Origin of the sequence: Guptibacillus sedimenti (genome assembly GCF_028610665.1) — a bacterium.
Taxonomy (GTDB): Bacteria; Bacillota; Bacilli; order Bacillales; family Guptibacillaceae; genus Guptibacillus; species Guptibacillus sedimenti.
This window is the reverse complement of sequence record NZ_JAQQWV010000004.1, coordinates 154,121-176,263: the sequence shown is the minus strand read 5'-3', so window position 1 is coordinate 176,263 and position 22,143 is coordinate 154,121. Positions and strand designations below refer to the sequence as shown.

Genomic DNA, 22,143 nt, shown 5'->3' with positions numbered 1-22,143 from the left:
TATGGAAGAAGTTTACAAAATACACTTGGTTGAAGATGAAGAGAATCTAGTTCAAATATTAAAAACGTATATGGAAAAGGAAGGATTTGTAGTGAAAACTTTTTTGAGTGGGGAAGAAGCGCTCGAAAGCATTCACGAATCCTGTCATCTTTGGATATTGGATATTATGCTTCCTGGAATTGATGGATATGAATTGTTAAAGAAAATTAAGGCAGAGGACGATGTGCCGGTTATCTTTATTTCAGCGAGAGATGAAGATCTTGATCGCATTGTTGGTCTTGAATTAGGAAGTGATGATTATATTGCAAAGCCATTCATGCCGAGAGAACTAATCATTCGCGCCAAAAAGCTATTAAAGCGAGTGTATCAGCAATCTTCCCAAAAACGATTTGAAATTGTAGAATATGAAATTGATCCTGTTTCAAGAAAAGTACTAGATCGAGGAGAGCCTGTTGAATTAACGACGAAAGAAATGGACTTAATTCTTTATTTAGTTGATCACGTTAATCAAACATTGTCTAGAGAACAAATTCTTGTTCACGTTTGGGGAGACGATTATGTTGGATCAGATCGCGCTGTTGATGATGTGATTAGACGTGTACGAAAAAAAATGCCCCGCATGAATCTTGAGACGTCTTATGGACTTGGTTACCGGTTAATCACATGATTCGCCTGAACTTAACGAAACGGATTTGGCTCTCGTTTATGATTCTAGTACTGCTTGTGGGCGTCGTGATTGCGGTTATCTATCCTCTTTCTATTAAAGGAACGTTAACAGAAGAAACCTACCAGATTATTGAGAGTGAGCAACAACGATATACGTTTCCTGATCAGGATGGTCCACTTCCACCTCAAACAGATCAAGATTTCATCGAGCGGAGAGACGCTGAGCGGTCAGTGGGACATACATTGATTACAAGACTGTATAGTGGCCCACTACAAGGAGATCCAATTCCGGATGAAGTTATTATTGAAATGCGTAAAAATGCGCTGGATCAGAAGAAAGATAAAGGACGGTATGAACTTACGTATAATAACCAGGCATCACTGTTTTATGTGATATCCAAAGTAGATGTGAATGGACAAGAAGCGTACTTTATTTCTTATATGTGGGATACGTATCGCAATCAAATGATTGACCGCCTCTGGTGGAGGTTAATTATCATTTTACTCTTTGCTATGTTTCTTAGCCTTTTTCCTGCAGCGTGGATTGCGCAATATTTGCGAAGACCTTTAACCGTGCTTGGGGAACGTTTTGAGCAAATTGCAAACCGCAATTGGAAGGAGCCGTTCAAATGGGAAGGTGATGAGGAGTTTCAGAAACTTTCCAATCAGTTTGAATCAATGAGGCAGAACTTAATGAGATATGATAAAGCACAGAAAACATTTATCCAACATGCTTCTCATGAGTTGAAAACACCGATTATGATCATCAAAAGCTATGCGCAGTCTATTAAAGATGGCGTCATGCCTGATTCGCTCGATAATACGATGACAGTCATTTTAAATGAGTCCGATCGGATGGAGCAGCGTGTAAAAGGGATGCTGACGTATATTAAGCTGGATTCAATTGATGAGCCTGAAGGAAAATGGGAAACATTTCGCTTTGGGGTCCTTGCTGAAGAACTTCGTGAACGATTTATGTATCAGAGGGAAGATGTGACGTTTTCGATATCAGGGGAACAGATTGAATTGACGGCAATACATGAACAAATGTTAACGGCTATGGACAACCTTGTTCAAAACGCATTGCGCTATGCTAACAGTGAGATCCACTTAATGGCTCGTGAGGATGAAGGACACATTATATTAGAAGTCTACAATGATGGTGAACCACTATCATTTCAAAAAGTAGAAAAAGATAGATTGTTTGAACCGTTTCAAAAAGGTGATAAAGGGCAATTTGGAATCGGACTTGCGATCGTTAAAAAAATTGCGGAACGTCACAAAGGAATAGCAGAAGTAACCAATTTGGATCAGGGAGTTGTTTTTTCGATTTTAATGCCGAAAAAACAAAGCGAAAGGTCTGAGTAAGGCGCTATGCTATACTAAATAAATACATTTTGACCCGGAGGTGGAAAGATGAAAGAATTCAAAGGAATCGGACATTACCGAGTAGGTGATCAAGTGGATCACTTCTTATTAATTAAATCATCAGTGAAAGGCGTAGCAAGTAATGGAAAGCCTTTTCTTACATTAATTTTACAGGACAAGTCAGGAGATATTGAGGCTAAGCTCTGGGACGCGTCTTCTGACGATGAAGAGAGTTTTGATGCTCAACAAATTATTAAGGTGAAAGGTGATGTGACAAACTATCGTGGACGTAATCAACTAAGAATTAAAGCTATTCGCCTTGCAACAGATATGGACCAGGTGAAAGTAAGTGATTTTGTTGAATCAGCTCCACTTGAAGTGAATGAAATTATGGAGAAAATCACGCAGTATGTGTTTGAAATGCGTAATCCAAACATTCAGCGTATTACACGTCATCTTGTAAAGAAACATCAAAGTGACTTTCTGACCTTCCCAGCCGCAACAAAAAATCATCATGAGTTTGTTTCGGGATTATCTTATCATGTCGTTTCCATGCTTGATATTGCTAAGTCCTTATCTCAGTTATACCCATCTCTTGATACAGATTTGCTTTACGGCGGAATTATCCTACATGATTTAGGAAAAGTCGTAGAGCTATCAGGATCGATTGCAGCAAGCTATACGAATGAAGGGAAGCTACTCGGTCATATATCAATCATGGTGAATGAAATCGGTCAGGCAGCAAAGGATTTAGAAATTGAAGGTGAAGAAGTTATGCTTCTTCAACATCTGATCTTGAGTCACCATGGTAAAGCGGAGTGGGGTAGTCCAAAGCCTCCAATGATTCGGGAAGCAGAGATTTTGCATATGATTGACAACATTGATGCGAAAATGAATATGCTTGATCGAGCTCTAAATAAAGTTGAGCCAGGTGAATTTACAGATCGCGTCTTTGCACTTGATAATCGTTCATTTTATAAACCTAAGATGACCCCTATTAGTGAAAATGCAACAAAATAAAGTAAGGTAACAGAAGGGAAATGCGTTCTTTGAACCATTTCTCTTTTTTCTGAGAAAAAGGACTACTCGGAGGATGGACATGAAAATAAAGGATTGGGATCGGAATTTAAAGATTAGACTATTTGGGGAGGGATTGATGAACATTCTATTTTGGATGTTCTTTCCCTTTATGGCCATTTATTTTTCAGATTCATTTGGAAAAGGAATGGCAGGTCTTTTACTAGTTTTGTCTCAGGTTGTTGCCGTTATCGCTAATTTAATTGGTGGGTATTGCGCGGATCAATATGGAAGAAAGCAAATGATGTTTCTTTCTGCTCTAGGGCAGGGATTCACGTTTGTGGTGTTTGCGTTTGCTAATTCTCCATGGCTTAGTTCCCCGATGCTAACGTTTGTAAGCTTTTCTGTTCTTGGCATCTTCGGATCATTGTACTGGCCAGCTAGTCATGCCATGGTTGCAGATGTTGTGGAAGAAAAAGACCGGAATACAGTCTTTGCTGTCTTCTATACGGCACTCAATATTTCAGTTGTCGTCGGACCAATTCTAGGCGGACTATTCTTCTTTCAGCATCGATTTGGGTTACTATTAATTGCTGCTGCCGTCAGCTTCTCTTTGGCAGTATTAATTTCCATCTTTATTCGTGAGACAGCTCCTGAAAAGAGACAAAATAGTCTCGTTACAGATTCTTCTACGAAATGGACAAAGTTTCTTTGGACTCAGCTTCAAGACTATCGAGTGATTGCGAATGACAAAGTTTTTCTGTTATTTATTTTGGCTGGCGTCCTTGTCGCTCAGACATTTATGCAGCTTGATTTATTAATCGCAGTCTATTTAAGCGAAAAAGTGCCAGAGCAAGCTGTGTTTACGTTCTTAAATACTGCGATCAGAGCAGATGGCAATCAGATATTTAGTTGGCTTATATCAGAAAATGGCTTACTGGTTGCGCTGTTAACCGTTTATATGACGACTAAAATGAATCAATTTAAAGAGCGAAATGTTTTTATTGTTTCTTGTTTGATCTATGCGCTAAGCATGATCTTATTTGGAAACGTTACTTCTATATGGCTTCTTGCTATTGCTATGTTTATTTTTACAATGGGAGAGCTGATGGTTGTTGGTATTCAAGAAGGATTCGTTTCACGTCTAGCTCCAAAACATATGCGTGGTCAATATTTTGCAGCTGCAAGTCTTCGTTTTACTGTCGGTAGAACGGTCGCCCCAGTAGCTATACCACTTACAGCCTTAATAGGATTTCAGTGGACGTTTTACTTGATCAGTTTTCTTGCAGTGAGTGCAGCTTTCCTCTATTTTGTAATGTTTGACATGACTGAGAAACAGGGAGTTAACCATTCTTAACTCTTCTAACTGGTATAATTCATTTCTTTTGTACATAAAGTGTAGTAATTGAAGAAGCTTGTACGAAAGAAAGGAAGTGCTTTGGATGAGGAAAGGCGTTCTTATACTTCTAGGTTTTCTATTTATTTTAAGTTTGTTTCAACTCACAGAAGTATCGGCTACATTATCAGGCATATTCTCCCAATTTCCATGGTGGATCTATTTCGTTCTAGCAGGTATTGTCTACAGTGGTTATAAGACAATGCAATTAACAGCTGAAGAGAGAAAGGTTGATCAGATTCATATTGAAGAAGAAGGCAGAGTGTACGTGGAAAGAATGGAGGAAGAACGCGAACGTAGGAAACAGCGAATACCGGAATAGCACAATAAAAAAAGACGAAAGGGCTAAGCCCTTTCGTCTTTTTAACGTTATTCTTCTGATTGAGCCTCGTCAGACTCTTCAGTTTCAGTGTTTTCTTCCTTCTCTTCTGTTTTGAAGAGATCTTCAAACTGATCATCTTTTACTTTAATATCAGATTCTTTGATTAGTTCATCAATAACTGTTGGAACGTCTTTGGCATTTTGTAGCATATACTGTTCTTCAACTTGATCTTTTGCATCTTCAAAGGACATAACTGTTTTCTTCTTTAGCTTAATAATGTGATAGCCAAATTGTGATTGAACAATGTCACTTACTTCGCCTTCTTTCAATGCAAAGGCAGCTTCTTCAAACTCTGCAACCATGTCACCTTGTTTGAATACGCCAAGATCACCGCCATTTTCAGCTGATCCATCTTTCGAATATTCTTTTGCAAGTTCAGCAAAATCTCCGCCGTCTTCTAGTTTCTTTTGCACTTCTTTCGCTGTTTCTTCATCGTCAACTAAAATGTGGCTTGCTTCTAGTTCTGTGAAGAGGTTCTTATTATCTTCATAGAACTCTTTAAGCTTCTCGTCCGTCACCTCTACACCGTCGGTTGCCGCTTTTTGAGCAAGAAGTTGCTTTCGTACATCGACTTTAAACTGCTCAATGTCCTGGTATCCATTTGATTGAAGGGCTTGTTCAAGTTGCTCATCTGTTTCAAAATTTTCTTTGATCTTATCGAGTTCTTTCTCAACTTCTTTATCAGAAACATCGTATTTATCTTCTAGAATTTTCGTTTGGACTAGATCGCTTAGTACCGATTCACCAGCTTGATCTTTTAATGCTTGATAAAATTCTTCCTGTGTAACATTTCCAGCACTTGTTTCAACGACAGCTTCTGAATTATCTCCTGAATCATTGCTGCAAGCGGATATCGCAAGTAAAGCGATTAAAGCAGAAAGCATAATGAACATTTTTTTCATCAAGTATACACTCCTAAAGGGTTAGTTAAATTTAACAATATTGTGATACAGTTAATACTATAGCATAGAAAGATATGTGAAGTTAAATTGAATTGGAAATATGAGAAAAATTACACAAAACAACCAGGTTCTGTGTGAAATTGATATAATTAAATGCAGGAAACCTCTTCTTTTTTTGAACGGCAATAGTCGAGCAGACGAAGCAGGCGAAACAAAAAAAGATGAGGCTCATCGCCTCATCTTTTTTGAGTATGCATGGAGATACGCTCTTTGTGTCTTAAGTGAATAAAACTTCTACGTAGGAAGAAATGAGCAAAATCGTAATAAGAACGTTAATGGTTCTAAATACATTTGGCTGTTTTTCTTCAGGAATGTTTTTCTTCAAGCATAGGGCATTTGTCATAGAGTTAAATGTAACTAGAATGAAAGTCGCAAATAGGATGAAGAATAATCCAATAATGGTCATGTAAGAACCTCCCAGAGTCCATTTCGTTAATTCGAAGAAATATATAACGGTTTTCTTTAACTTATCTTTCAATCCGTAGTATCATGGAAAATATTCGTCCCATAAGGAGCTGTTCAAATGTTTAAAAACCGATGGAAGACGGCCTTTATCATTCTCTTAGCTGCTGTCGTCCTCATTTTTGCAGGTGTCGTAGGATTCTATCAATACTATTTTCCTGAAAGTGAGATTGCCAAACTCTCAAATGAGAAAAATACAGAAGAACCTTTTGAAACGACATTTTCGATTCAGATGAAAAAAGATGAATTGAATGAAATCATTAATCAAGAACTTGAAAAGTACAGTGAGAAACAAAAGAACATTGGATATAGTGTTAATCTCGATGAGCTGGCCTCTTTTCAAGGATACGTAACGATTTTTGATCGGAAAGTGGACTTTTTTCTTAAATTCGAGCCTCAGGTACAGCCAAATGGTGACCTTTTATTAAAAGAAAAATCTTTTCAGATTGGTCTGCTTGAGCTTCCAAGTGATAAAGTTCTTTCCTTTATAAAAAAGCAGGCATCATTGCCGCCTGAAATAACAATTGATTCTGATAAAGGGACAATTTATATGGCTGTAAGCGAATTAGAATTGAAGAATGATATGAAGCTTAGGGCGAAATCATTCGACCTTCCTAATGATGAAATTGTATTCGATGCCTACTATCCTATTAATTAGCATGTTGTCCTAACATTATTATGAAGGAAGTCTTATGAGAATTCAATACTGCTGACTGCAAGGCAATAGTAAAAGAACAGAGCGCTAAGTTTTAGCGCTCTGTTCTTTTAGGATTTCTTCTTACTTTTTTTGGTGTAAGTTAAGAGGCTCGTTTAATAAGGATATGGAAACCTTCACTGCGGTCTTCTACATATGCATTCTTTGGTGCGCGAAGCACTTGAGAGGCATAGAGAAAGTCGCTAAAGCTAAAACCAAGGTTAACCGCAGCCAGAATTGAGAAAAACGATACATAGGCTGGCATGTAAACTGATGCAACAATTGCGGCAGTCGTAATCGTAACGGCTGGTGCAAGAGCTGCAATTAAGAAAAGATTTCTTGAAATTGGACTGCACGTTTCACAGCGCATCATCGGTAGGAGGACAAATCCTTTTTCTAATTTCATCGTTGCTTTTAAGCCGGCTAATGTTAAAGGAAGCCAGTGGATCAGCTTATGAATAGGAAAAAGGACAGCCAGGGAACCGAGAAACGGTAGTATCGGTACAATCGCATGTTTTGTTGTCGGATATAACATACTGAAGACGAGATAAAATGCAATAAAGTATAATAGAGTTAACAGCATCGAGAATATAGTTAATCGATGTGTTCCGAATTCACGATTAAGGTAAATCGATTTCCAACAATTCATAAGAATCACCTGCTTCCGTAACTTTCATGTGGGTTCGTGTTATAGTGAATACTCGTATACTGTACAGCGATTCTACGCAGAAATCAACACGTTTTTTTGTAAAGAAATAAGTCGAAATCTTTTTGACAAAATCAGCGCTTTTTCGCGCTGGATTAGTCTGGAAAATACATTTCAATTTATACCCTGTTCCGGTAAACTATAAGTACAATTGATCGCAAAGTAAGGAGTTAAGTTAACATGGAAGCTATCCACAAAAGATTAGATCGAATTGAGTTTCATATGCGCTTACTTGCTAAGATGGAAGAGGAAGGAGAATACCCATTTTATCGCCTTGTGATTGACAGAGGACTAACAGAGGCTGAGGTAACAGAAGTGTTTCAATTATGTTTAGAAGTAAATAAAAAAATGCATGAACAAATCGAAGAAGGTCTCTTAAACCGTTCAACGTTGCTCACGCATTTTGTAGGTATGTTAAATATTAAGTTAGATCCGCTAATGACAATTAAAGCACTACTTGCTCAGGAAGAGACTTACCGAGAACTAATGGAGACACTTCTGAAAGTATCACCTTATCGTTAAAACGATTTCAATCGTTCTTCGTCATCCTGGCTTGTGAATTCTTTTGAGAATTCACTTTCAAGCTTGGTGAAAGACTTTTGGAAAATTTCCATAAAGTCTTCCCCGTAAAGTTCTTTAATTACACACATCATTTCTGTAAATTCAGGAAACTTACCATAAAGATCTCGAATAGGCATGGAAGCTTTTAAGACACTATCACGATTCGGAGAGTAATGTTTCCACGTTTCCTGCAACAATTTCTCACCCTTTTCAGTAAGTTGTACATATGTATTGCGCTTATCATTCTCTTTTTTTGAAAAAGTGAGAAGAGATCGAGATTCTAACTTTTTTGAAAAATTAAATGCGGTTGAAACATGCATCACACCAAATTTGGCAATATCAGAAATAGAAGACCCGTCAAGGTGGTAAGCAATGGAAAGGATATGATGTTCATTAATGTTAAGATCAAAAGGCTTTAGCCACTCTTGCCAATCACGTTCAACAGATTTCCAGAGTGCTTTACTCAATTGGCCTATTCGATGACTGAAAATCATCGCTTCTTGAATTGAAATTTCCTGTTCTTCCTTCATAAAGGCCCTCCTTTTCTTATCGGTCTTTCAAGCTATATTAGAATATTGTTGATCGTCTGTAAAAAAACCGGCTATTTCGAAGCCGGACTGTTTACTTCATCTTTAACTGTCTCAATTGTCTTTTGCATTTCTTCTACATCTTCTTTTAACCTTGTTAAATTAGGTTGAATGTCCTGTTGATAAGAAGAAATAGAGCGCTTCAAATCAGCAGCTACTTCTTGGATCACTTCTTTTCCTTCAGAAGACAACTGTTTAACTTGAGTACTAAGCTCGTTCAAATCGCTTTTAAGCTTTGCAAATCCTTCTTTTATGTCATCGCTCTTAACTTTTGTTTCAGCGATTAGTTCTTTGCCTGATTTAGGTGTTGTTAAAAGTACAGAAGCGGCTGAAACTACCCCTCCAAATATAAATCCTTTTAATAATGTCTTCGCTTTCCCCATGATGATCATCCTTTCCTATCCAAATCCTTATATAGCCACTTAAACAAATTAGTTCGCCGTCCCCTTAAAAAATCCTGCTTATTTTGTTCATTATTCTATTAGGTTATGAAAACAGCTTTTGTTACATATATCTTTAACTATACGCTAAGGTAATGGGAGGGGACGGGTGTGGCTGGATTTATCTTTTTTCTCATAGCAGCTGGTAGTTTATTATTAACCGCTATGGTTAGTCGATTGTTACTTATTAGAAAATATTCTTTTCATAATGAACAAATGATTCGGAAACAAAAAAGTGCTTACTTGTTTGGAACTTGTGCCGTTGTTTTTCTAATTCTGGGTATTTCAATGGCTATGCTTGTTTTCTAGCACGCTTTCTTATTTTCCCCAGCCGTTTCAAGTCGCAAACATAAAAAAACACATAGGTGGTTAGAAAGACGCTCTTTTGAGGTATCTTATAGAGAGAAGGATAGCAAAGGAGCGTGAAAAGATGAATCGAATGGTGAAAAGTGTTTTTAAACGAATGACAAAAAAAGCAGTTTCCGTAATGAAAGATAAAGATCGAATGCAAGAAGTGTCAATCGAATCTCTAAAAAAGGGAGCTCTCTATAAGGGTCGTAAAGGAATGGATGATATGTGGGTTGATGTGAAAACATTCTCACGACTCGTTCAAGAAGTTAGAAAAGGTCGTTATCGCGATATCTCCAAAAAATCTGTCATCATGATTGTGGGAGCACTTCTTTATTTTGTGAGTCCGATTGATGCGGTGCCAGATTTATTAGTTGGTATCGGCTTATTAGACGATGTAGCTGTAATCGGATTTGTAGCAGGGCAATTAAAGAATGAACTAGAAAAGTTTCGTGAGTGGGAAACTGGAGTGAGAATATAAAAAATCCGGCCAATTTGGCCGGATTTTTGTTGGATTTAAAAAGCAAAACTAGTGCGTTTAAGAATCGATTGAACAACTGGAAAGATTAGTACCATTGCGATGGTGTTTACTGCAGCAGTTGGAAGAACGACTGTTAGAAACAATCCTGTAAATGCAGCACCACCAGGTAGTCCTGTGAAAACAAGTGCAGCTCCAAGGAAAATAGTGCCACTAATCATTGTTCCGATCGCTGTTAAGATCCCAACAGTTACTAGCGACTGTCCAAAACGCTGAACAAGAAGATAAAGTCCAAAGAATGCAAATGCTGTAACGGGCTTATCGATCATGTTTGCAAGCTGTCCACCAGGAAAGGTAGTTGTTGCAGTAGAAATAACGCCAGTTGCAAGACCAAGTACTAGAACGCTTTTACGCTCAGGGAATAGCAAGATTCCTAGGAACATCATTGTTAGAAGCATATCGTTTTTCATTCCTGAAATTAACCCTGGAATAATCGCGTGAAGAATCGTTCCAATACCAAGCAGTAACGCCATTAGTACTAAGTTTTTCGTTTTCATAAAAAATCTCTCCTCTTCTCAACTCATTCTCCATCATTCGATGGTATTCTCTCCAACAGTGCCCTATGTGCCTGCTGCGAAAGATCTAATTTTTTATATCATAACAAACGAAGCTCCTATTGAAAAGTGTTAAATATTGTGTTTGTGATGGAATGTATGCATAAAATCGCTCAAGGCTTGAACGGAATTAAGCGGTACGGCGTTATAGATGGATGCTCGGCATCCACCAACAGAACGGTGGCCCTTTAGACCTACAAACCCTTCTTCTTCCGCTTCTTTAAGAAACAGATCTTCAAGCTCTTTACTAGGAAGAGTAAAGGTTACGTTCATAGAGGAACGACTGTCTGCCTCGGCTGTTCCACTATAAAAACCTTTACTACCATCAATAGTGGTATAAAGTAATTTTGTTTTCTCGGCGTTCATTTTCTCTATTTCTTTTAAACCACCCTTTTTCTTCGTCCATTCTAGAACGAGAGATAACATATAGATAGCGAAGGATGGAGGAGTGTTATAAAGAGATTTTTTATCAACATGAGTACGATAATCTAACATGGTAGGGAGATTATCTGGAATTTCACTCAGTAGATCCTTTTTCAAAATCACAACTGTAACGCCAGCTGGTCCTAGATTTTTCTGGGCACCAGCATAAATAAGTCCGAATTGGTCGATCGGAAGAGAGCGACTCAAGATATCACTCGACATATCCGCAATAAACGTGGACTCTTTACGCTGAGGAAAGCTCTTCCACTGCGTCCCGTGGATTGTATTATTTGATGTCAGGTGAACATAGGCATCATTCTCCCCATATTTTAGTGCGTTTAAATCGGGTATACGTTTGAAATCCGCTTCTTTACTACTGCCCCCAATGTACGTTTCCCCGATTTTTTGGGCTTCTGTTAAGGCCTTTTGAGACCAGCTTCCAGTGAGCAAGTAGTTTGCCATATAACCTTGATGAAGAAAATTCATCGGAATCATTGAGAACTGCAGGCTCGCTCCGCCTTGAAGAAAAAGAACTTCATAATCATCTGGAATCTCAAGTAATTCTCTAAGGAGTTCATTAGCTCCATCATGAATTCTCTGATACTCTTTACTACGATGACTAAACTCCATAATTGACATGCCTTGCTGCTGATAATTAAGAAGCTCTGATTGAGCATGACTAAGCACATCTTGCGGTAAAGCAGACGGACCAGCATTAAAATTATAACGACGCTCCACGATTCGACACTCCTTTAGCAATGTAATGCGATGCTTCAATTAAACTTGTACTCATCCTATCATTAAAAGAATCAGCGTAGCTATGTTTTTTCTAATCTTTTCGAATATTTCGTTCGATTGAAGCAGAAGCATTTGCTCTCTGCTTGTGTTTTGCTATTCTATATAGAAGTGAATGTTAAGAAAGTGGTGTTATGCAATGTATCGCGAAAACAAACCAACTCATATCGGACCATACGATCATCCAGATATTTACCCCGGGCCACGACCAGCTTCGTCGTTTTTGTACCATAATGGAAAAGCACATCGGATTGATGAAAGTGAGCACGTACCCGTTGAAAAACAAATTGTTCATTATGCTAGAGGAGAGGATGTTTCAGGATCATTAGCTTTTTCTAGTTCAGAACAATTTACGGTAGAGGAGCTTCTATTATCAGAAGGTTTATCTCCAATAGAAGAGCGAATACCCCTCCTGGCTTATGGATCAAATGTTTGTCTCGCTCAACTTCGGTATAAATTTAGTCTTAACCCTGATTTAAGTGACTTTATTCTATATTATCGAGCAGAATTAAAGGATACGGACGTAGTGGCGGGGGCTTTTCTTGCGCCATATGGTGCGCTCCCTGCTGTTATTGCCCCTGTTCCTGGAGCAAAGACAGAAGTTTGGGTAACGTTTGTTGATCGTGAACAGCTCGAGCTTTTAAATAGGACAGAAGGTGGATATGTGCTACGAGAACATCTTCACGGAAAGTTAACGCTTAAAACAGGCGAACAATTTGAGCGAGTATATGCTTATTACTATCCACATGCTTTTTTGAGAGAAGGCTCTTATGTTCGATTTAAAGATATTCCGGGAGAATCTGAATTGCCTTCTATGTGGCAAGCAGATTTATTAAACGAATTGAAAGCAATGCTTGGTTACGGGGGCCATCGTGAAGAATTCATACATGAATTAAGGTGGAATCCTGATTTACGTACTAAATTATCTACAATGTTGAATGGAATGGAACATACATTTGAACATCCTGATTGGGGAATACCAAATGGTTTTTATACGTTAAATGAAATGACTCGTTCCCAAATTAAAAAGAGACCGTAGCGGTCTCTTTTCAAGTGGTGAGAAAGGTTTACTGAGATAGCTGTGAACGAATCCCTTCAGCTAGGCGCTGCAACTTCTCTGTATCGTACTCATCTTCATGTGTCTTCCAAACAGCTCCAAATCCGTCTCCTTTTCCGTAGCGAGGAATCAGGTGGAGATGGTAATGGAAGACAGATTGTCCTGCAATGGCTTCATTGTTATTAAGAATATTCATCCCTTCAGGGGTAAAGTTGGCTTTTAGAGCATTTGCAATCTCAGGGACCGCTTCAAAGAGCTTCGACGCCGTTTCAGGCTCAAGTTCATAGATGTTTTGTTTATGCTTTTTGGGGATAACGAGGGTGTGTCCTTCTGTTACCTGGGTGAGGTCGAGAAAAGCTAACACATCATCATTTTCGTAAACTTTGGCAGAAGGGATATCCCCATTAATAATTTTGCAAAAGATACAATCTGGTGAATGACTCATAAGTATCATCCTTTCAATCTTTTTATTTATCGTACCATAATTTTCTTATTTGATGCGATTGACTCTAACTAAAAAAGGCTCTGCCGGGGGTGCAGAGCCCTGAGTGTAACTTAATTAAGGGAAGACGCCACACTCTTTAAAAGGATGCTCTTAAAAGAGGAATTCTATTCAATGTCCTTGTTTTTTGGACTCTTCTAGCATCTCTTCTATGAAAAAGGTAAGATGTGGATAGTGAAAGAAAAACAATGACTCCGGTCTATCACTCCCTAAATAAAAGTTTGTTAAAATAAAAGCAAATGATGAAATGAGAGGAACGCTATGAATAATTCAATTTTAGAAGTCAGTCATCTTACTGGTGGGTATCAGGCAAATAAGCCTGTCCTTCACGATGTGTCTCTACGTGTAAACTCAAATGAAATTGTTGGATTGATCGGACTTAACGGTGCTGGAAAAAGCACAACAATTAAACATATTCTCGGATTGCTTGATCCAATGAATGGTGAAATCAAAGTGGGAGGGACTACTTTTGCTGATAATAAAGACGGATATCGCAAACAATTTTCCTACATACCCGAAACGCCTCTATTATATGATGAATTAACGCTTTGGGAGCATTTGCAGTTAACGGCATTGGCTTATGAACTTGGTGAAGAGTGGAAAGAAAGAGCTGAAGCACTTTTGCAGGAATTTCGTATGACGAATATGAAAAAATGGTTTCCGGGGCATTTTTCTAAAGGAATGAGACAGAAGGTTATGATTATGTGCGCCTTTCTAGTAAAGCCATCCCTGTATATCGTCGACGAGCCATTTGTTGGGTTAGATCCCATCGGTATTCAATCATTTCTTGATATGATGCTTGAAATGAAAGATAAAGGGGCTGGAGTGCTAATGTCCACCCATATCCTTTCAACGGCTGAAAGATATTGCGATCGATTTATTATTTTGCATGATGGACAAATTGTTATGGCAGGAACAATGGCAGAATTACGAAATCAAATCGGTAATGGCGCTGCAACGCTTGATGACATTTATATCGAAGCGACCAGGAGTGGAAAATGATGCAGCTACAGACCTTATGGAAAGAAAGGGCAGGAGCCTTCTGGAACATTGCTATGCGGTATTTCAGGCTAATTGGAAACAGCAGCTTTTTGTTCACTCTTGTTCTGGCTCTCATTTTTGGAGCGTATTATTACAGTGAAATTCTAAAGGTGCTACCTGAATCCTTTCCAGGTGTGGCCGTTATTACCATCGTTGCAGCTTTTATACTTGTTCGTACACCACTTCGTTTCTTTTTATCCGAAGCAGATCTTGTTTTTATGCTACCTGCTGAGAATCGATTGCAAGGTTATTTTCGTAAATCACTTATGTATAGCTTTGCTCTTCAAGTATTCACAACAGTAGTTGTGATGACGATCCTTGCACCACTCTATCAGCATGAAATGGCTGCTGGAACTGGATATTATGTTTTTGTGATTTGTGTTCTGATTGTATTAAAAGGCGCGAATGTTCTCATGAAATGGATGGAGCTGCATCTGCCAGCTCACCATTCGACTAATGTTTATATCCTGGCAAGACTTGCTGTAACGATTATATTCACCTACTTATTGCTCATACAGGCGCAATGGTTCTATGTCGCTCTATCTGCCGTACTATTCGTCGTCACTTTCTTTTTGATGTTTCTCCCTCTGCAACGGAAATATGCGATCAAATGGGAGAAGTTGCTTGCAATGGATGAAAAGCAAAGTATGAAATTCTATCGTACGGCTAACTTATTTACAGATGTTCCTAAATTGAAGCAATCAGTTAAACAAAGACGATTGTTAAGTAGCCTGGGTGAGAAGCTATTACCATCTGATTCTGTCTATGCTACTCTTTATCAAAAAGCTTTTATTCGGAGTAACGAGTATTTTGGCATTTATTTTAGATTGTGGCTTCTAGGTCTTGCAGTAGTTGCTTTTGTGCCCGGTTTAATTGGGAAAGTGATTGGTGCTGCTCTGATTATTTATCTGACAGCCACTCAGTTACGCACGCTTTATCCTCATTATCAAGCACATGTCATGGTAAAGCTTTATCCAGTATCGGATCATGAACAAGGAAAAGCGTTTCGCCTTATGCTGCTTCGCTTATTGGGTGCACAAGCAGTAACATTTGCAGCTCTTTCTTTTCTTTTATCTCTTGATGTGATCGTATTTCTATCTGTGCTTTTAGCAGGTAGTGCAGCCGTTGTTGTTGCAACATCTCGCGCAGCAGTAGTTAGAAGGTCGGTCTCTTAAAACGTTAGGAATGAACAAGCAAAGGGTGTTTAGTTGCATGGAATATCGAAGCGAAATATCGGAAGAACTTGAAGCGTGGGAACGAAAAATCACGAGGAAATCTTCTATGGTTTCACGATCAGCCAAAAGAATACAAAATCGAATCAATGGTGTTATACCAGAACGTCTTCATTCAATTGTGACAAATAGTATAAAGACGATGGTGCAAGGGGTACTCGTTGGAAGTACGTATACGGTACATCCACCTAAAAAAAATCTATCACTTCAAGTGAGAGATCAACAGGCGAAAGAATTGATACGTAAATACAAACGAATTGCTGCTACTGAAGGTGCTGGTACAGGAGCGGGAGGAATTCTATTAGGATTAGCTGATTTCCCGTTGCTTTTATCGATTAAAATGAAACTCCTCTTTGACCTCGCTAGCACTTATGGATATGATGCTAAAAAAATAGAAGAAAGGGTTTTTATTCTAACTATTTTTCAGCTCGCTTTTTCATCTGATGATACTAGAAGAAAAAGTTATCGGAAGATTTCTTGTTGGGATGAGAGCCTTAGTCAAATAGACGTTCGGAAAAAGTACGAAGAGCATGATTGGAAAACTTTTCAGCTTGAGTATCGAGATTATATTGATCTCCCTAAATTACTTCAAATGGTACCCGGCGTAGGGGCAATTGTGGGAGCTTACGTGAACTATCACTTTCTTGATTGGCTAGGTGAAAATGCAATCAATGCTTATCGGACACGGATGATCAAAGAAGAAAACCAAACAACATAAAGAAAAGAGCCAGCTGGAGGTATCCATGCTGGCTCTTTTCTGTCTGTAACCTTATTGATGATAGGTAAGGATGTTGTTTATTCGAATCGTGCGTCGCTAAGAATGCGATCCATTTCTTCCATGTGATGTGTTTCGTCCGCAATCATATCGTCTAGCTTTACAACAAGTTCAGTAAAACCAAGTTCTTCAGCTTGTTTTTTACGCTTTTCATAACGATCAATGGTATCCTTCTCAGCTGTGCGAGCTTCAATAAGCATTTCTTTTACATCGGTAAGCTGTTTTACTTCAGCTGGCGCAGTAGTAGGGGTACCGCCTAATACTTTAATCTTTTCTGCAAGGTAAAGAGCGTGGCCCAGTTCATCTGCGATTTCACTTTCAAAGAATGGTTTCAATGTTTGACGATATAAGCCAGATACAACTGCCGCATTATAAGTATACATAATACTTGCAGCGTATTCGTTAGCAAGGTCTACATTTAGTCCATCGATGAGTTCCTGTTTTTTGTCTGCCATTTTAAACATCCTTTCTAAATCGTTACTGTTTTGGTTCCATATTAATTTTACCCTTACATTGGCACGATAAAACATAAACCAAAGAATATTTAGGGAGAATAGAATTAATGTTTGACGGATGTTAGGAGGGGTAATATTCATTATATCAATGACACTATTTCATTTATCTAGGAGGTTTTATTTTGAGTAAGATTGCTGTATTAATGACAGATATGTTTGAGGATGTAGAATATACAAAACCCGCAGAGCAGTTTAACAACGCTGGTCATTCTTTAACCGTTATTAGCTCGAAAGCAGGGCAAGAATTAACTGGGAAACAAGGTGAGGCTAAAGTTACATCTGATAAGGGAATAGACGATGTCAAACCTGAAGAGTTTGATGTTCTGTTTATTCCTGGAGGGGTTTCTCCAGATGAACTAAGGGCAGACGATCGATTTGTTGTATTTACGAAGAAAATGATGTTTTTGAATAAGAAAACGCTCGTTATTTGTCATGGGCCACAGCTACTCATTTCAGCGGAAGTTTTAAATGGAAGAAACATTACTGGGTTCAAGTCCATTCAAACGGATTTAAAATATGCTGGAGCGAACGTATTTGATGAAGAGGTTGTCGTTTGTGGAGGTAATCTCGTGAGCAGTCGAAACCCTGACGATATTCCAGCGTTTATCGAAAAATCGTTGTCAGTGATGGATAGCTGATTAAAGGAGTGAAAGTAATGACTGAGAAAAATCATTTAGTTAATAAAGAAAGTGAGCTTAACGTAAATAAAGTTGATGATACGTTAGATCGAATGAGTGACGAGCGTATGGATGATATCCTTTCTAATTTCGAACAGTTTAAATCTTATCTTGCTACAAGAGTGGAGCTGGGAGAAAAACTAGGACTTAGTGAAGAGAGATTGGCCCAGGCAGCAGAAAAAGTAGCAGGTTACTTAGCCGCGAAGGAAGAGCCTAAAAATAGAGAAGAGAAACTTCTTCAGGAACTTTGGCTCGTTGGCAATAAAGAACAGCGTCACGAATTGGCTCATCTTCTCGTTCGAATGGTATTGAATAAAGAAAACTAAGAAAAAGCCGCTGCTGGTTCAGCGGCTTTTTTTAAAAGTCTAAATAAGAAAGGCGTAAGAATATGAACAAAAATGAGTTTTTTAGTACGCTTTCTGGAGCGTTAAAACAAAAAAAGGTTTGGTTACCTCTTCTCTTAAATGCATTTGGCCTATTAGTTGCTATATTAGCAATCATGTTATTTTCAGAGTTAGCGGAAGAAATACTTGAAAAAGAAACGCTTCAATTTGATCAATCGATCATATCGGCAATCGACCCTATCAGGTCTGATGGATTGATGAACGTGATTGAAATCATTACGGAATTAGGATCAGTCTGGTGGATCACAGTTGTTTCAATCACAACAGTAGCTATACTGTGGTTTAAGAAACGTGATGGATGGAGTATTCTCTTTTTTATCATTGCCCAGGCGGCTGGCGGGCTCTTAACGAAAGTGTTAAAACATTTCTTTGCACGATCAAGACCTTCTGTGGATGCTGCATATGATGCGGTTGGGTATAGTTTTCCAAGCGGTCACGCAATGGGATCATTTTTACTTTACGGATTTATCGGATATTTAATTGTAAGAAGCCAGAGAGGAAGGACAACAAAATGGATAAGTGGCTTACTTGTACTACTATTTATTCTAATGATTGGATTTAGCCGAATCTATTTAGGGGTTCATTATCCAAGTGATGTACTAGCAGGCTATGCTGCCGGTACCCTCTGGCTATCTGTTTGTATCTTCTCTTTGGAGTGGGTTCTTTGGATGAAACGTTCCTCTTTCAGTTTAGGATCAGTTCGGAAAGTTTTTTCCAGTAAGAACAGTTAAGTATTTTGGTAGAACTTCGAGTGTGGACGGGGTCGTATAATAACGTTCTCCGTCGCAGTCGATTGTTTGTTCTGGACTGGCCGTTATACTTAAGTTCTTTGTTTGGAAATGAAGTATATCTTCGTTAAATCGAGATTGTTTGAACACTTTGGATTGAAAAATTGACCAGAAAGTAGGGAGTGACGTCTCTTTAATGATTAATACATCGAATTCTCCATCTTGCAGGTTGTTTTCAGGGAAGAATGCTTGAATGCCTCCTGTAAAAGGACCGTTCCCCACAATCATCATCACCGCTTCGCCTTCAAAATTCGTTTCATCGGCTTCTACTTTAAGGTGAAAAGGTTCTGGATTATTAATGGTTTGGGCTGTACTAATGTAATAGGAAAGCCTTCCAAAAACCTCTTTCGTATCAGGATTAATGTTTTCTGATGTTTGCGTGATTAACCCAATCCCCCAGAAATTCAAGAAATACTCGTCATTAGAGCGTCCAACATCAATAAGGGAGCGGTTTTCTTCTAAAAGCTGTTCGACAGCTTGTATCGGATTTTGATTGATCCCAATCGCTCGAGAGAAGTCATTACAAGTTCCACCAGGAATCACACCGAAAATAGGACGATTCTCCCTCTTACAAATCGCATTTGCTAGTTCATAGATGGTACCATCTCCACCAGCCCCGATAAGAATGTCGACATCATCCGCCAAGTCCTCTACTAATTCAGCACCGTGTCCTTCATGTTCTGTCTTGTGAAGAGAAACGTGTTCATATTTTTCTTGAAGTCGTTCTTGTATCAGGTCAATTTGATTGACCATTTTAACATTTCCTGCTTTAGGATTTAAAATAATGGCTACACGTGTCAATGTTATGGCTCCTTTCACGTAATCTCTCTTTCTTATTCCCTTATCACTTAGCACCTACACTCAAATACAGAGATTAAAATAGTATATTGAACCAAAAATACTTGGGGAGGATTAGGGTGAACATATAATTTTCGTAGGAAAATGATCTTAATAGTAAGTTATATGAGGTTAAATCATGGTCATACTCATGACAATTTTCTTAATGGGGAACTATACTAGTAGAGGTAGGTACATATTTTTTAGTAGGAGCTTAGGCAATGGCTATCGTCTTTCTTGTTCTCCAAATTGCAGGTTCTGGCGGAACGTATCCAGTCGCGCTTTTACCAGAATTCTTTCAGAAAATTCATCCATTCTTACCGTTTTCTTACGCGGTCGATTTGATGAGAGAAGCAGTAGGAGGAATTGTTTTGGCGCGCGTAAAAGAAGATTTATTCTTTCTGGGAGTGTTTGCGATTGTCTTTCTTCTGTTAGGAGCATTTCTTAAAGAGCTCTTAAATAAAAAGACCAATCAGCTGATGAAAAAATCTAGAAAGTCCGGTCTCTTTCATTAAAATAAGGCAGCATGTCCATTGACATGCTGCCTTATTTTATTCTGCTTCTTCTTTTGGCAGTCGTTCTTCATTGATTTCTTCTTTAAAAGCATAGGTGAACGTTAAAGCTACGAGAACACCACCACCGATTAAGTTACCGATACTCGCGGGGACCAGGTTGAAGAAAAGGAATTCCATCCAGGAGTATTCCGATCCATGGATAAAGGAGGTACTGAAATAACCCATATTTGCGACACTATGCTGGAAATTCCCTGCTACGAAAATAATGACAGGGAGTGTGGTTGCAAGTACTTTACCAGTTAAATCACGAGCGGCAGTGGCGAGAAATGCAGCCATTCCAATTAACCAGTTTGCGATAATTCCTGAGAGCAGAATTTGGAACCAGCCTAACGTTCCATCAGATAAGAATTTCATTTTATGTTCGGTATACGTCGTTAATTCTGAATAAAACTCAGGGGTTAATGAGCCGGAGGCCACAACAAGCGTCCCCACTAGCAAAGCACCAATTAAGTTACCGAAGTAACAAACGACCCAGAACTTTAATATGTTTTTCGGAATCCAAAACTTCCTTTGAAGAATATAGGTGGGAAGGAGGACATTTACTTCTGTAAACAAAATAGCTCCTGAAATAAAGACAATGGCATACCCCGTTACGAAGCCGATGCCTGATAGAAGTTTACTAACGCCTTCTGTTTCTACCCCCATCGCGATAAGGACAGAGAAAATAGCACCAAATGTTACGAAGGCTCCAGCTAAAATGGACAGTATGAACTGTCTGTTAAGAGGACGATCGCTATGAGATTCTCCTTTAGCAATAAATGTTTCTACGATTTGTGCGGGAAAATAAAATTGTCTTTCAGGATATTTTACTTCTTTGTGTTTTTTACTTGGATTTGCCACAAAAACGCTCCTATCTTTTCTCTTTTACAACAAGTACCCTTTTCGTGAGGAAATATAAACCAACAGATTTGTGACAGGCGAATTTGTTGAAAACTCGTGTTGGTTGTCCACTATTCAGATTCCCTGGGAAATGATCTCGGATTATGTCAAAATAAGCGAGATGGAAGACCACCTCGCCTTGGTTAAAATTTCCAGTATCCAGTTTTTCCATAATGGGTATGAAGATCTTCTTCAAATCGACGTGTAATCGGTTCGTTTAATCGATATTCTGGAGCTTGATCAATGTCTTCTTTAGTAACATCTACAATAACCGTGCGGTCCTGCCAGTTAATATCATGAATCCATTTGGTTGAGAGTAGAACTTCTTTGCCTGAAAACCAGTTTTTTGTATCAACGATAAAATAACGAAGCTGCCACGTTTCTTCGTCAAAGATAAAATCTTTAACATGACCAATCTCACCATCCGTAGCTTGGATGTGATAGCCTGCTACTTCTTTCGTGCTACGCAGATGGTTTTCCTCGTCTTCATTGGAACTGCGTAGTGATGAATTTGCATCAGGTAAATCATCTGCCATAAATGGTCTAGGATACATGCCGTTTCCCCAAGCACCAGTACCTACCCAATAGTAGGGCCAGCTAAAATGGCGGTTTACGTCCATTTCATGTTTTCGAGAAATGGGTTGGTTTGTATCGATATCAGGGCTTTCACTTACTTCTTGAGAAGTAAGTGAAACGGAGAATGATTCAGTTTCATGGTTCGTATGTTCGATAGAGATAGGAGAAATCAACACCTTACGACCTGGTAACCATTTATGTGTGTCAATGACAAGATAGCGGATCGCCCAGTGTTCATCATCGAAATAAAGTTCCTTTAAGATGCCTTTTTCTCCATCTTTTGTATCGATTGCATATTTATAGACTTCATTTTCGCTTACTAGCATAAGGCTCACTCCTCTACCATAAATCCGTTTTAATTAACCGTTACCCAGATCTATTTGCGA

General features: G+C 38.6%; 28 protein-coding genes and 1 pseudogene. 17 read left to right on the top strand and 12 right to left on the bottom strand.

What is annotated here, in order from left to right; all coding sequences use genetic code 11:
• Position 1 precedes the first annotated feature (1 nt).
• From PQ578_RS17540 to PQ578_RS17520, 5 genes are all read left to right on the top strand, one after another.
• Entirely contained in the window at positions 2-667 is a 666-nt protein-coding gene (locus tag PQ578_RS17540; RefSeq protein WP_159781125.1) for a response regulator transcription factor, read from the top strand.
• On the top strand, positions 664-2,034 hold the full coding sequence (locus PQ578_RS17535) for a sensor histidine kinase (protein ID WP_273835742.1): 1,371 nt from the start codon (positions 664-666) through the stop codon (positions 2,032-2,034). The genes PQ578_RS17540 and PQ578_RS17535 overlap by 4 nt, the downstream gene beginning before the upstream one ends.
• Before the next feature lie 48 nt (positions 2,035-2,082).
• Positions 2,083-3,054, top strand: a complete 972-nt coding sequence (gene yhaM, locus PQ578_RS17530; protein WP_273835741.1) for a 3'-5' exoribonuclease YhaM — start codon at positions 2,083-2,085, stop codon at positions 3,052-3,054.
• A 136-nt stretch (positions 3,055-3,190) separates the two neighbouring features.
• The gene (locus PQ578_RS17525) at positions 3,191-4,408 is read left to right on the top strand and encodes an MDR family MFS transporter (protein ID WP_337958027.1); all 1,218 of its coding nucleotides are present in this window, start codon (positions 3,191-3,193) and stop codon (positions 4,406-4,408) included.
• A gap of 85 nt (positions 4,409-4,493) precedes the next feature.
• Entirely contained in the window at positions 4,494-4,769 is a 276-nt protein-coding gene (locus tag PQ578_RS17520) for a sporulation YhaL family protein (protein ID WP_273835738.1), read from the top strand.
• 47 nt (positions 4,770-4,816) lie between these two features.
• On the opposite strand, the gene PQ578_RS17515 is transcribed toward PQ578_RS17520, so the two are convergent.
• Positions 4,817-5,731 (bottom strand): peptidylprolyl isomerase, encoded by a 915-nt coding sequence (locus tag PQ578_RS17515; RefSeq protein ID WP_273835737.1) that lies wholly within the window; start codon positions 5,729-5,731, stop codon positions 4,817-4,819.
• Between the two features lie 277 nt (positions 5,732-6,008).
• Complete coding sequence (locus PQ578_RS17510) at positions 6,009-6,188, bottom strand: hypothetical protein (protein ID WP_159787079.1); 180 nt, start codon at positions 6,186-6,188, stop codon at positions 6,009-6,011.
• 126 nt (positions 6,189-6,314) lie between these two features.
• Here PQ578_RS17510 and PQ578_RS17505 point away from each other — a divergent pair, with 126 nt between their 5' ends.
• Entirely contained in the window at positions 6,315-6,911 is a 597-nt protein-coding gene (locus PQ578_RS17505; protein WP_160921425.1) for a YpmS family protein, read from the top strand.
• Between the two features lie 139 nt (positions 6,912-7,050).
• Here PQ578_RS17505 and PQ578_RS17500 read toward each other — a convergent pair whose 3' ends face one another.
• Entirely contained in the window at positions 7,051-7,596 is a 546-nt protein-coding gene (locus PQ578_RS17500) for a DUF3267 domain-containing protein (RefSeq protein WP_098446432.1), read from the bottom strand.
• 237 nt (positions 7,597-7,833) lie between these two features.
• Between PQ578_RS17500 and PQ578_RS17495 the strand changes: the two genes are divergently transcribed.
• The gene (locus PQ578_RS17495) at positions 7,834-8,175 is read left to right on the top strand and encodes a DUF1878 family protein (protein ID WP_273835735.1); all 342 of its coding nucleotides are present in this window, start codon (positions 7,834-7,836) and stop codon (positions 8,173-8,175) included.
• Here the strand turns inward: PQ578_RS17495 and PQ578_RS17490 are convergent.
• Both PQ578_RS17490 and PQ578_RS17485 read right to left on the bottom strand, forming a co-directional pair.
• Positions 8,172-8,744: an HTH-type transcriptional regulator Hpr gene (locus PQ578_RS17490; RefSeq protein ID WP_273835734.1), complete on the bottom strand. Its 573-nt coding sequence runs from the start codon at positions 8,742-8,744 to the stop codon at positions 8,172-8,174. The two genes, PQ578_RS17495 and PQ578_RS17490, sit on opposite strands and share 4 nt — an antisense overlap.
• Before the next feature lie 71 nt (positions 8,745-8,815).
• Positions 8,816-9,184: a YtxH domain-containing protein gene (locus tag PQ578_RS17485; RefSeq protein WP_273835733.1), complete on the bottom strand. Its 369-nt coding sequence runs from the start codon at positions 9,182-9,184 to the stop codon at positions 8,816-8,818.
• Between the two features lie 168 nt (positions 9,185-9,352).
• Here PQ578_RS17485 and PQ578_RS17480 point away from each other — a divergent pair, with 168 nt between their 5' ends.
• Positions 9,353-9,550 (top strand): hypothetical protein, encoded by a 198-nt coding sequence (locus PQ578_RS17480; protein ID WP_273835732.1) that lies wholly within the window; start codon positions 9,353-9,355, stop codon positions 9,548-9,550.
• A gap of 121 nt (positions 9,551-9,671) precedes the next feature.
• Complete coding sequence (locus PQ578_RS17475) at positions 9,672-10,070, top strand: YkvA family protein (protein WP_098446437.1); 399 nt, start codon at positions 9,672-9,674, stop codon at positions 10,068-10,070.
• Positions 10,071-10,105: 35 nt separating this feature from the next.
• Here the strand turns inward: PQ578_RS17475 and PQ578_RS17470 are convergent, their stop codons facing one another.
• Complete coding sequence (locus PQ578_RS17470) at positions 10,106-10,624, bottom strand: tryptophan transporter (RefSeq protein WP_273835731.1); 519 nt, start codon at positions 10,622-10,624, stop codon at positions 10,106-10,108.
• Between the two features lie 129 nt (positions 10,625-10,753).
• Entirely contained in the window at positions 10,754-11,842 is a 1,089-nt protein-coding gene (gene serC / locus PQ578_RS17465) for a 3-phosphoserine/phosphohydroxythreonine transaminase (RefSeq protein WP_273835730.1), read from the bottom strand.
• 196 nt (positions 11,843-12,038) lie between these two features.
• Between serC and PQ578_RS17460 the strand changes: the two genes are divergently transcribed.
• Positions 12,039-12,938, top strand: a complete 900-nt coding sequence (locus tag PQ578_RS17460; RefSeq protein WP_273835729.1) for a hypothetical protein — start codon at positions 12,039-12,041, stop codon at positions 12,936-12,938.
• A 28-nt stretch (positions 12,939-12,966) separates the two neighbouring features.
• Here PQ578_RS17460 and PQ578_RS17455 read toward each other — a convergent pair whose 3' ends face one another.
• Entirely contained in the window at positions 12,967-13,401 is a 435-nt protein-coding gene (locus PQ578_RS17455) for an HIT family protein (RefSeq protein ID WP_273835727.1), read from the bottom strand.
• 318 nt (positions 13,402-13,719) lie between these two features.
• On the opposite strand from PQ578_RS17455, the gene PQ578_RS17450 reads away from it, so the two are divergent.
• The 3 genes from PQ578_RS17450 to PQ578_RS17440 are packed head-to-tail and all read left to right on the top strand — an operon-like array spanning position 13,720 to position 16,449.
• Complete coding sequence (locus PQ578_RS17450; protein WP_273835725.1) at positions 13,720-14,460, top strand: ABC transporter ATP-binding protein; 741 nt, start codon at positions 13,720-13,722, stop codon at positions 14,458-14,460.
• On the top strand, positions 14,460-15,674 hold the full coding sequence (locus PQ578_RS17445) for an ABC transporter permease (protein WP_273835723.1): 1,215 nt from the start codon (positions 14,460-14,462) through the stop codon (positions 15,672-15,674). The genes PQ578_RS17450 and PQ578_RS17445 overlap by 1 nt, the downstream gene beginning before the upstream one ends.
• Before the next feature lie 37 nt (positions 15,675-15,711).
• A complete protein-coding gene (locus PQ578_RS17440; protein ID WP_273835721.1) occupies positions 15,712-16,449 on the top strand; it encodes an EcsC family protein in 738 nt (245 codons plus the stop codon).
• Between the two features lie 77 nt (positions 16,450-16,526).
• Here PQ578_RS17440 and PQ578_RS17435 read toward each other — a convergent pair whose 3' ends face one another.
• A complete protein-coding gene (locus PQ578_RS17435; RefSeq protein WP_273835720.1) occupies positions 16,527-16,961 on the bottom strand; it encodes a ferritin-like domain-containing protein in 435 nt (144 codons plus the stop codon).
• A 182-nt stretch (positions 16,962-17,143) separates the two neighbouring features.
• Here PQ578_RS17435 and PQ578_RS17430 point away from each other — a divergent pair, with 182 nt between their 5' ends.
• The 3 genes from PQ578_RS17430 to PQ578_RS17420 all read left to right on the top strand — a co-directional run bounded on the left by PQ578_RS17430 (position 17,144) and on the right by PQ578_RS17420 (position 18,833).
• A complete protein-coding gene (locus tag PQ578_RS17430) occupies positions 17,144-17,659 on the top strand; it encodes a type 1 glutamine amidotransferase domain-containing protein (protein ID WP_273835719.1) in 516 nt (171 codons plus the stop codon).
• Positions 17,660-17,676: 17 nt separating this feature from the next.
• Entirely contained in the window at positions 17,677-18,024 is a 348-nt protein-coding gene (locus tag PQ578_RS17425) for a DUF3243 domain-containing protein (RefSeq protein ID WP_098446446.1), read from the top strand.
• Between the two features lie 62 nt (positions 18,025-18,086).
• A complete protein-coding gene (locus PQ578_RS17420) occupies positions 18,087-18,833 on the top strand; it encodes a phosphatase PAP2 family protein (RefSeq protein WP_273835718.1) in 747 nt (248 codons plus the stop codon).
• Here the strand turns inward: PQ578_RS17420 and PQ578_RS17415 are convergent.
• On the bottom strand, positions 18,798-19,691 hold the full coding sequence (locus PQ578_RS17415; protein ID WP_273835717.1) for a diacylglycerol/lipid kinase family protein: 894 nt from the start codon (positions 19,689-19,691) through the stop codon (positions 18,798-18,800). The genes PQ578_RS17420 and PQ578_RS17415 overlap by 36 nt on opposite strands.
• A gap of 254 nt (positions 19,692-19,945) precedes the next feature.
• Between PQ578_RS17415 and PQ578_RS17410 the strand changes: the two are divergent.
• A pseudogene (locus PQ578_RS17410) lies at positions 19,946-20,242 on the top strand (ABC transporter permease); the annotation flags it as partial.
• A gap of 36 nt (positions 20,243-20,278) precedes the next feature.
• On the opposite strand, the gene PQ578_RS17405 reads toward PQ578_RS17410, so the two are convergent.
• Positions 20,279-21,142: a formate/nitrite transporter family protein gene (locus PQ578_RS17405; RefSeq protein WP_273835716.1), complete on the bottom strand. Its 864-nt coding sequence runs from the start codon at positions 21,140-21,142 to the stop codon at positions 20,279-20,281.
• A gap of 182 nt (positions 21,143-21,324) precedes the next feature.
• Entirely contained in the window at positions 21,325-22,083 is a 759-nt protein-coding gene (locus PQ578_RS17400; protein WP_273835715.1) for a PRC-barrel domain-containing protein, read from the bottom strand.
• Positions 22,084-22,143: the final 60 nt, after the last annotated feature.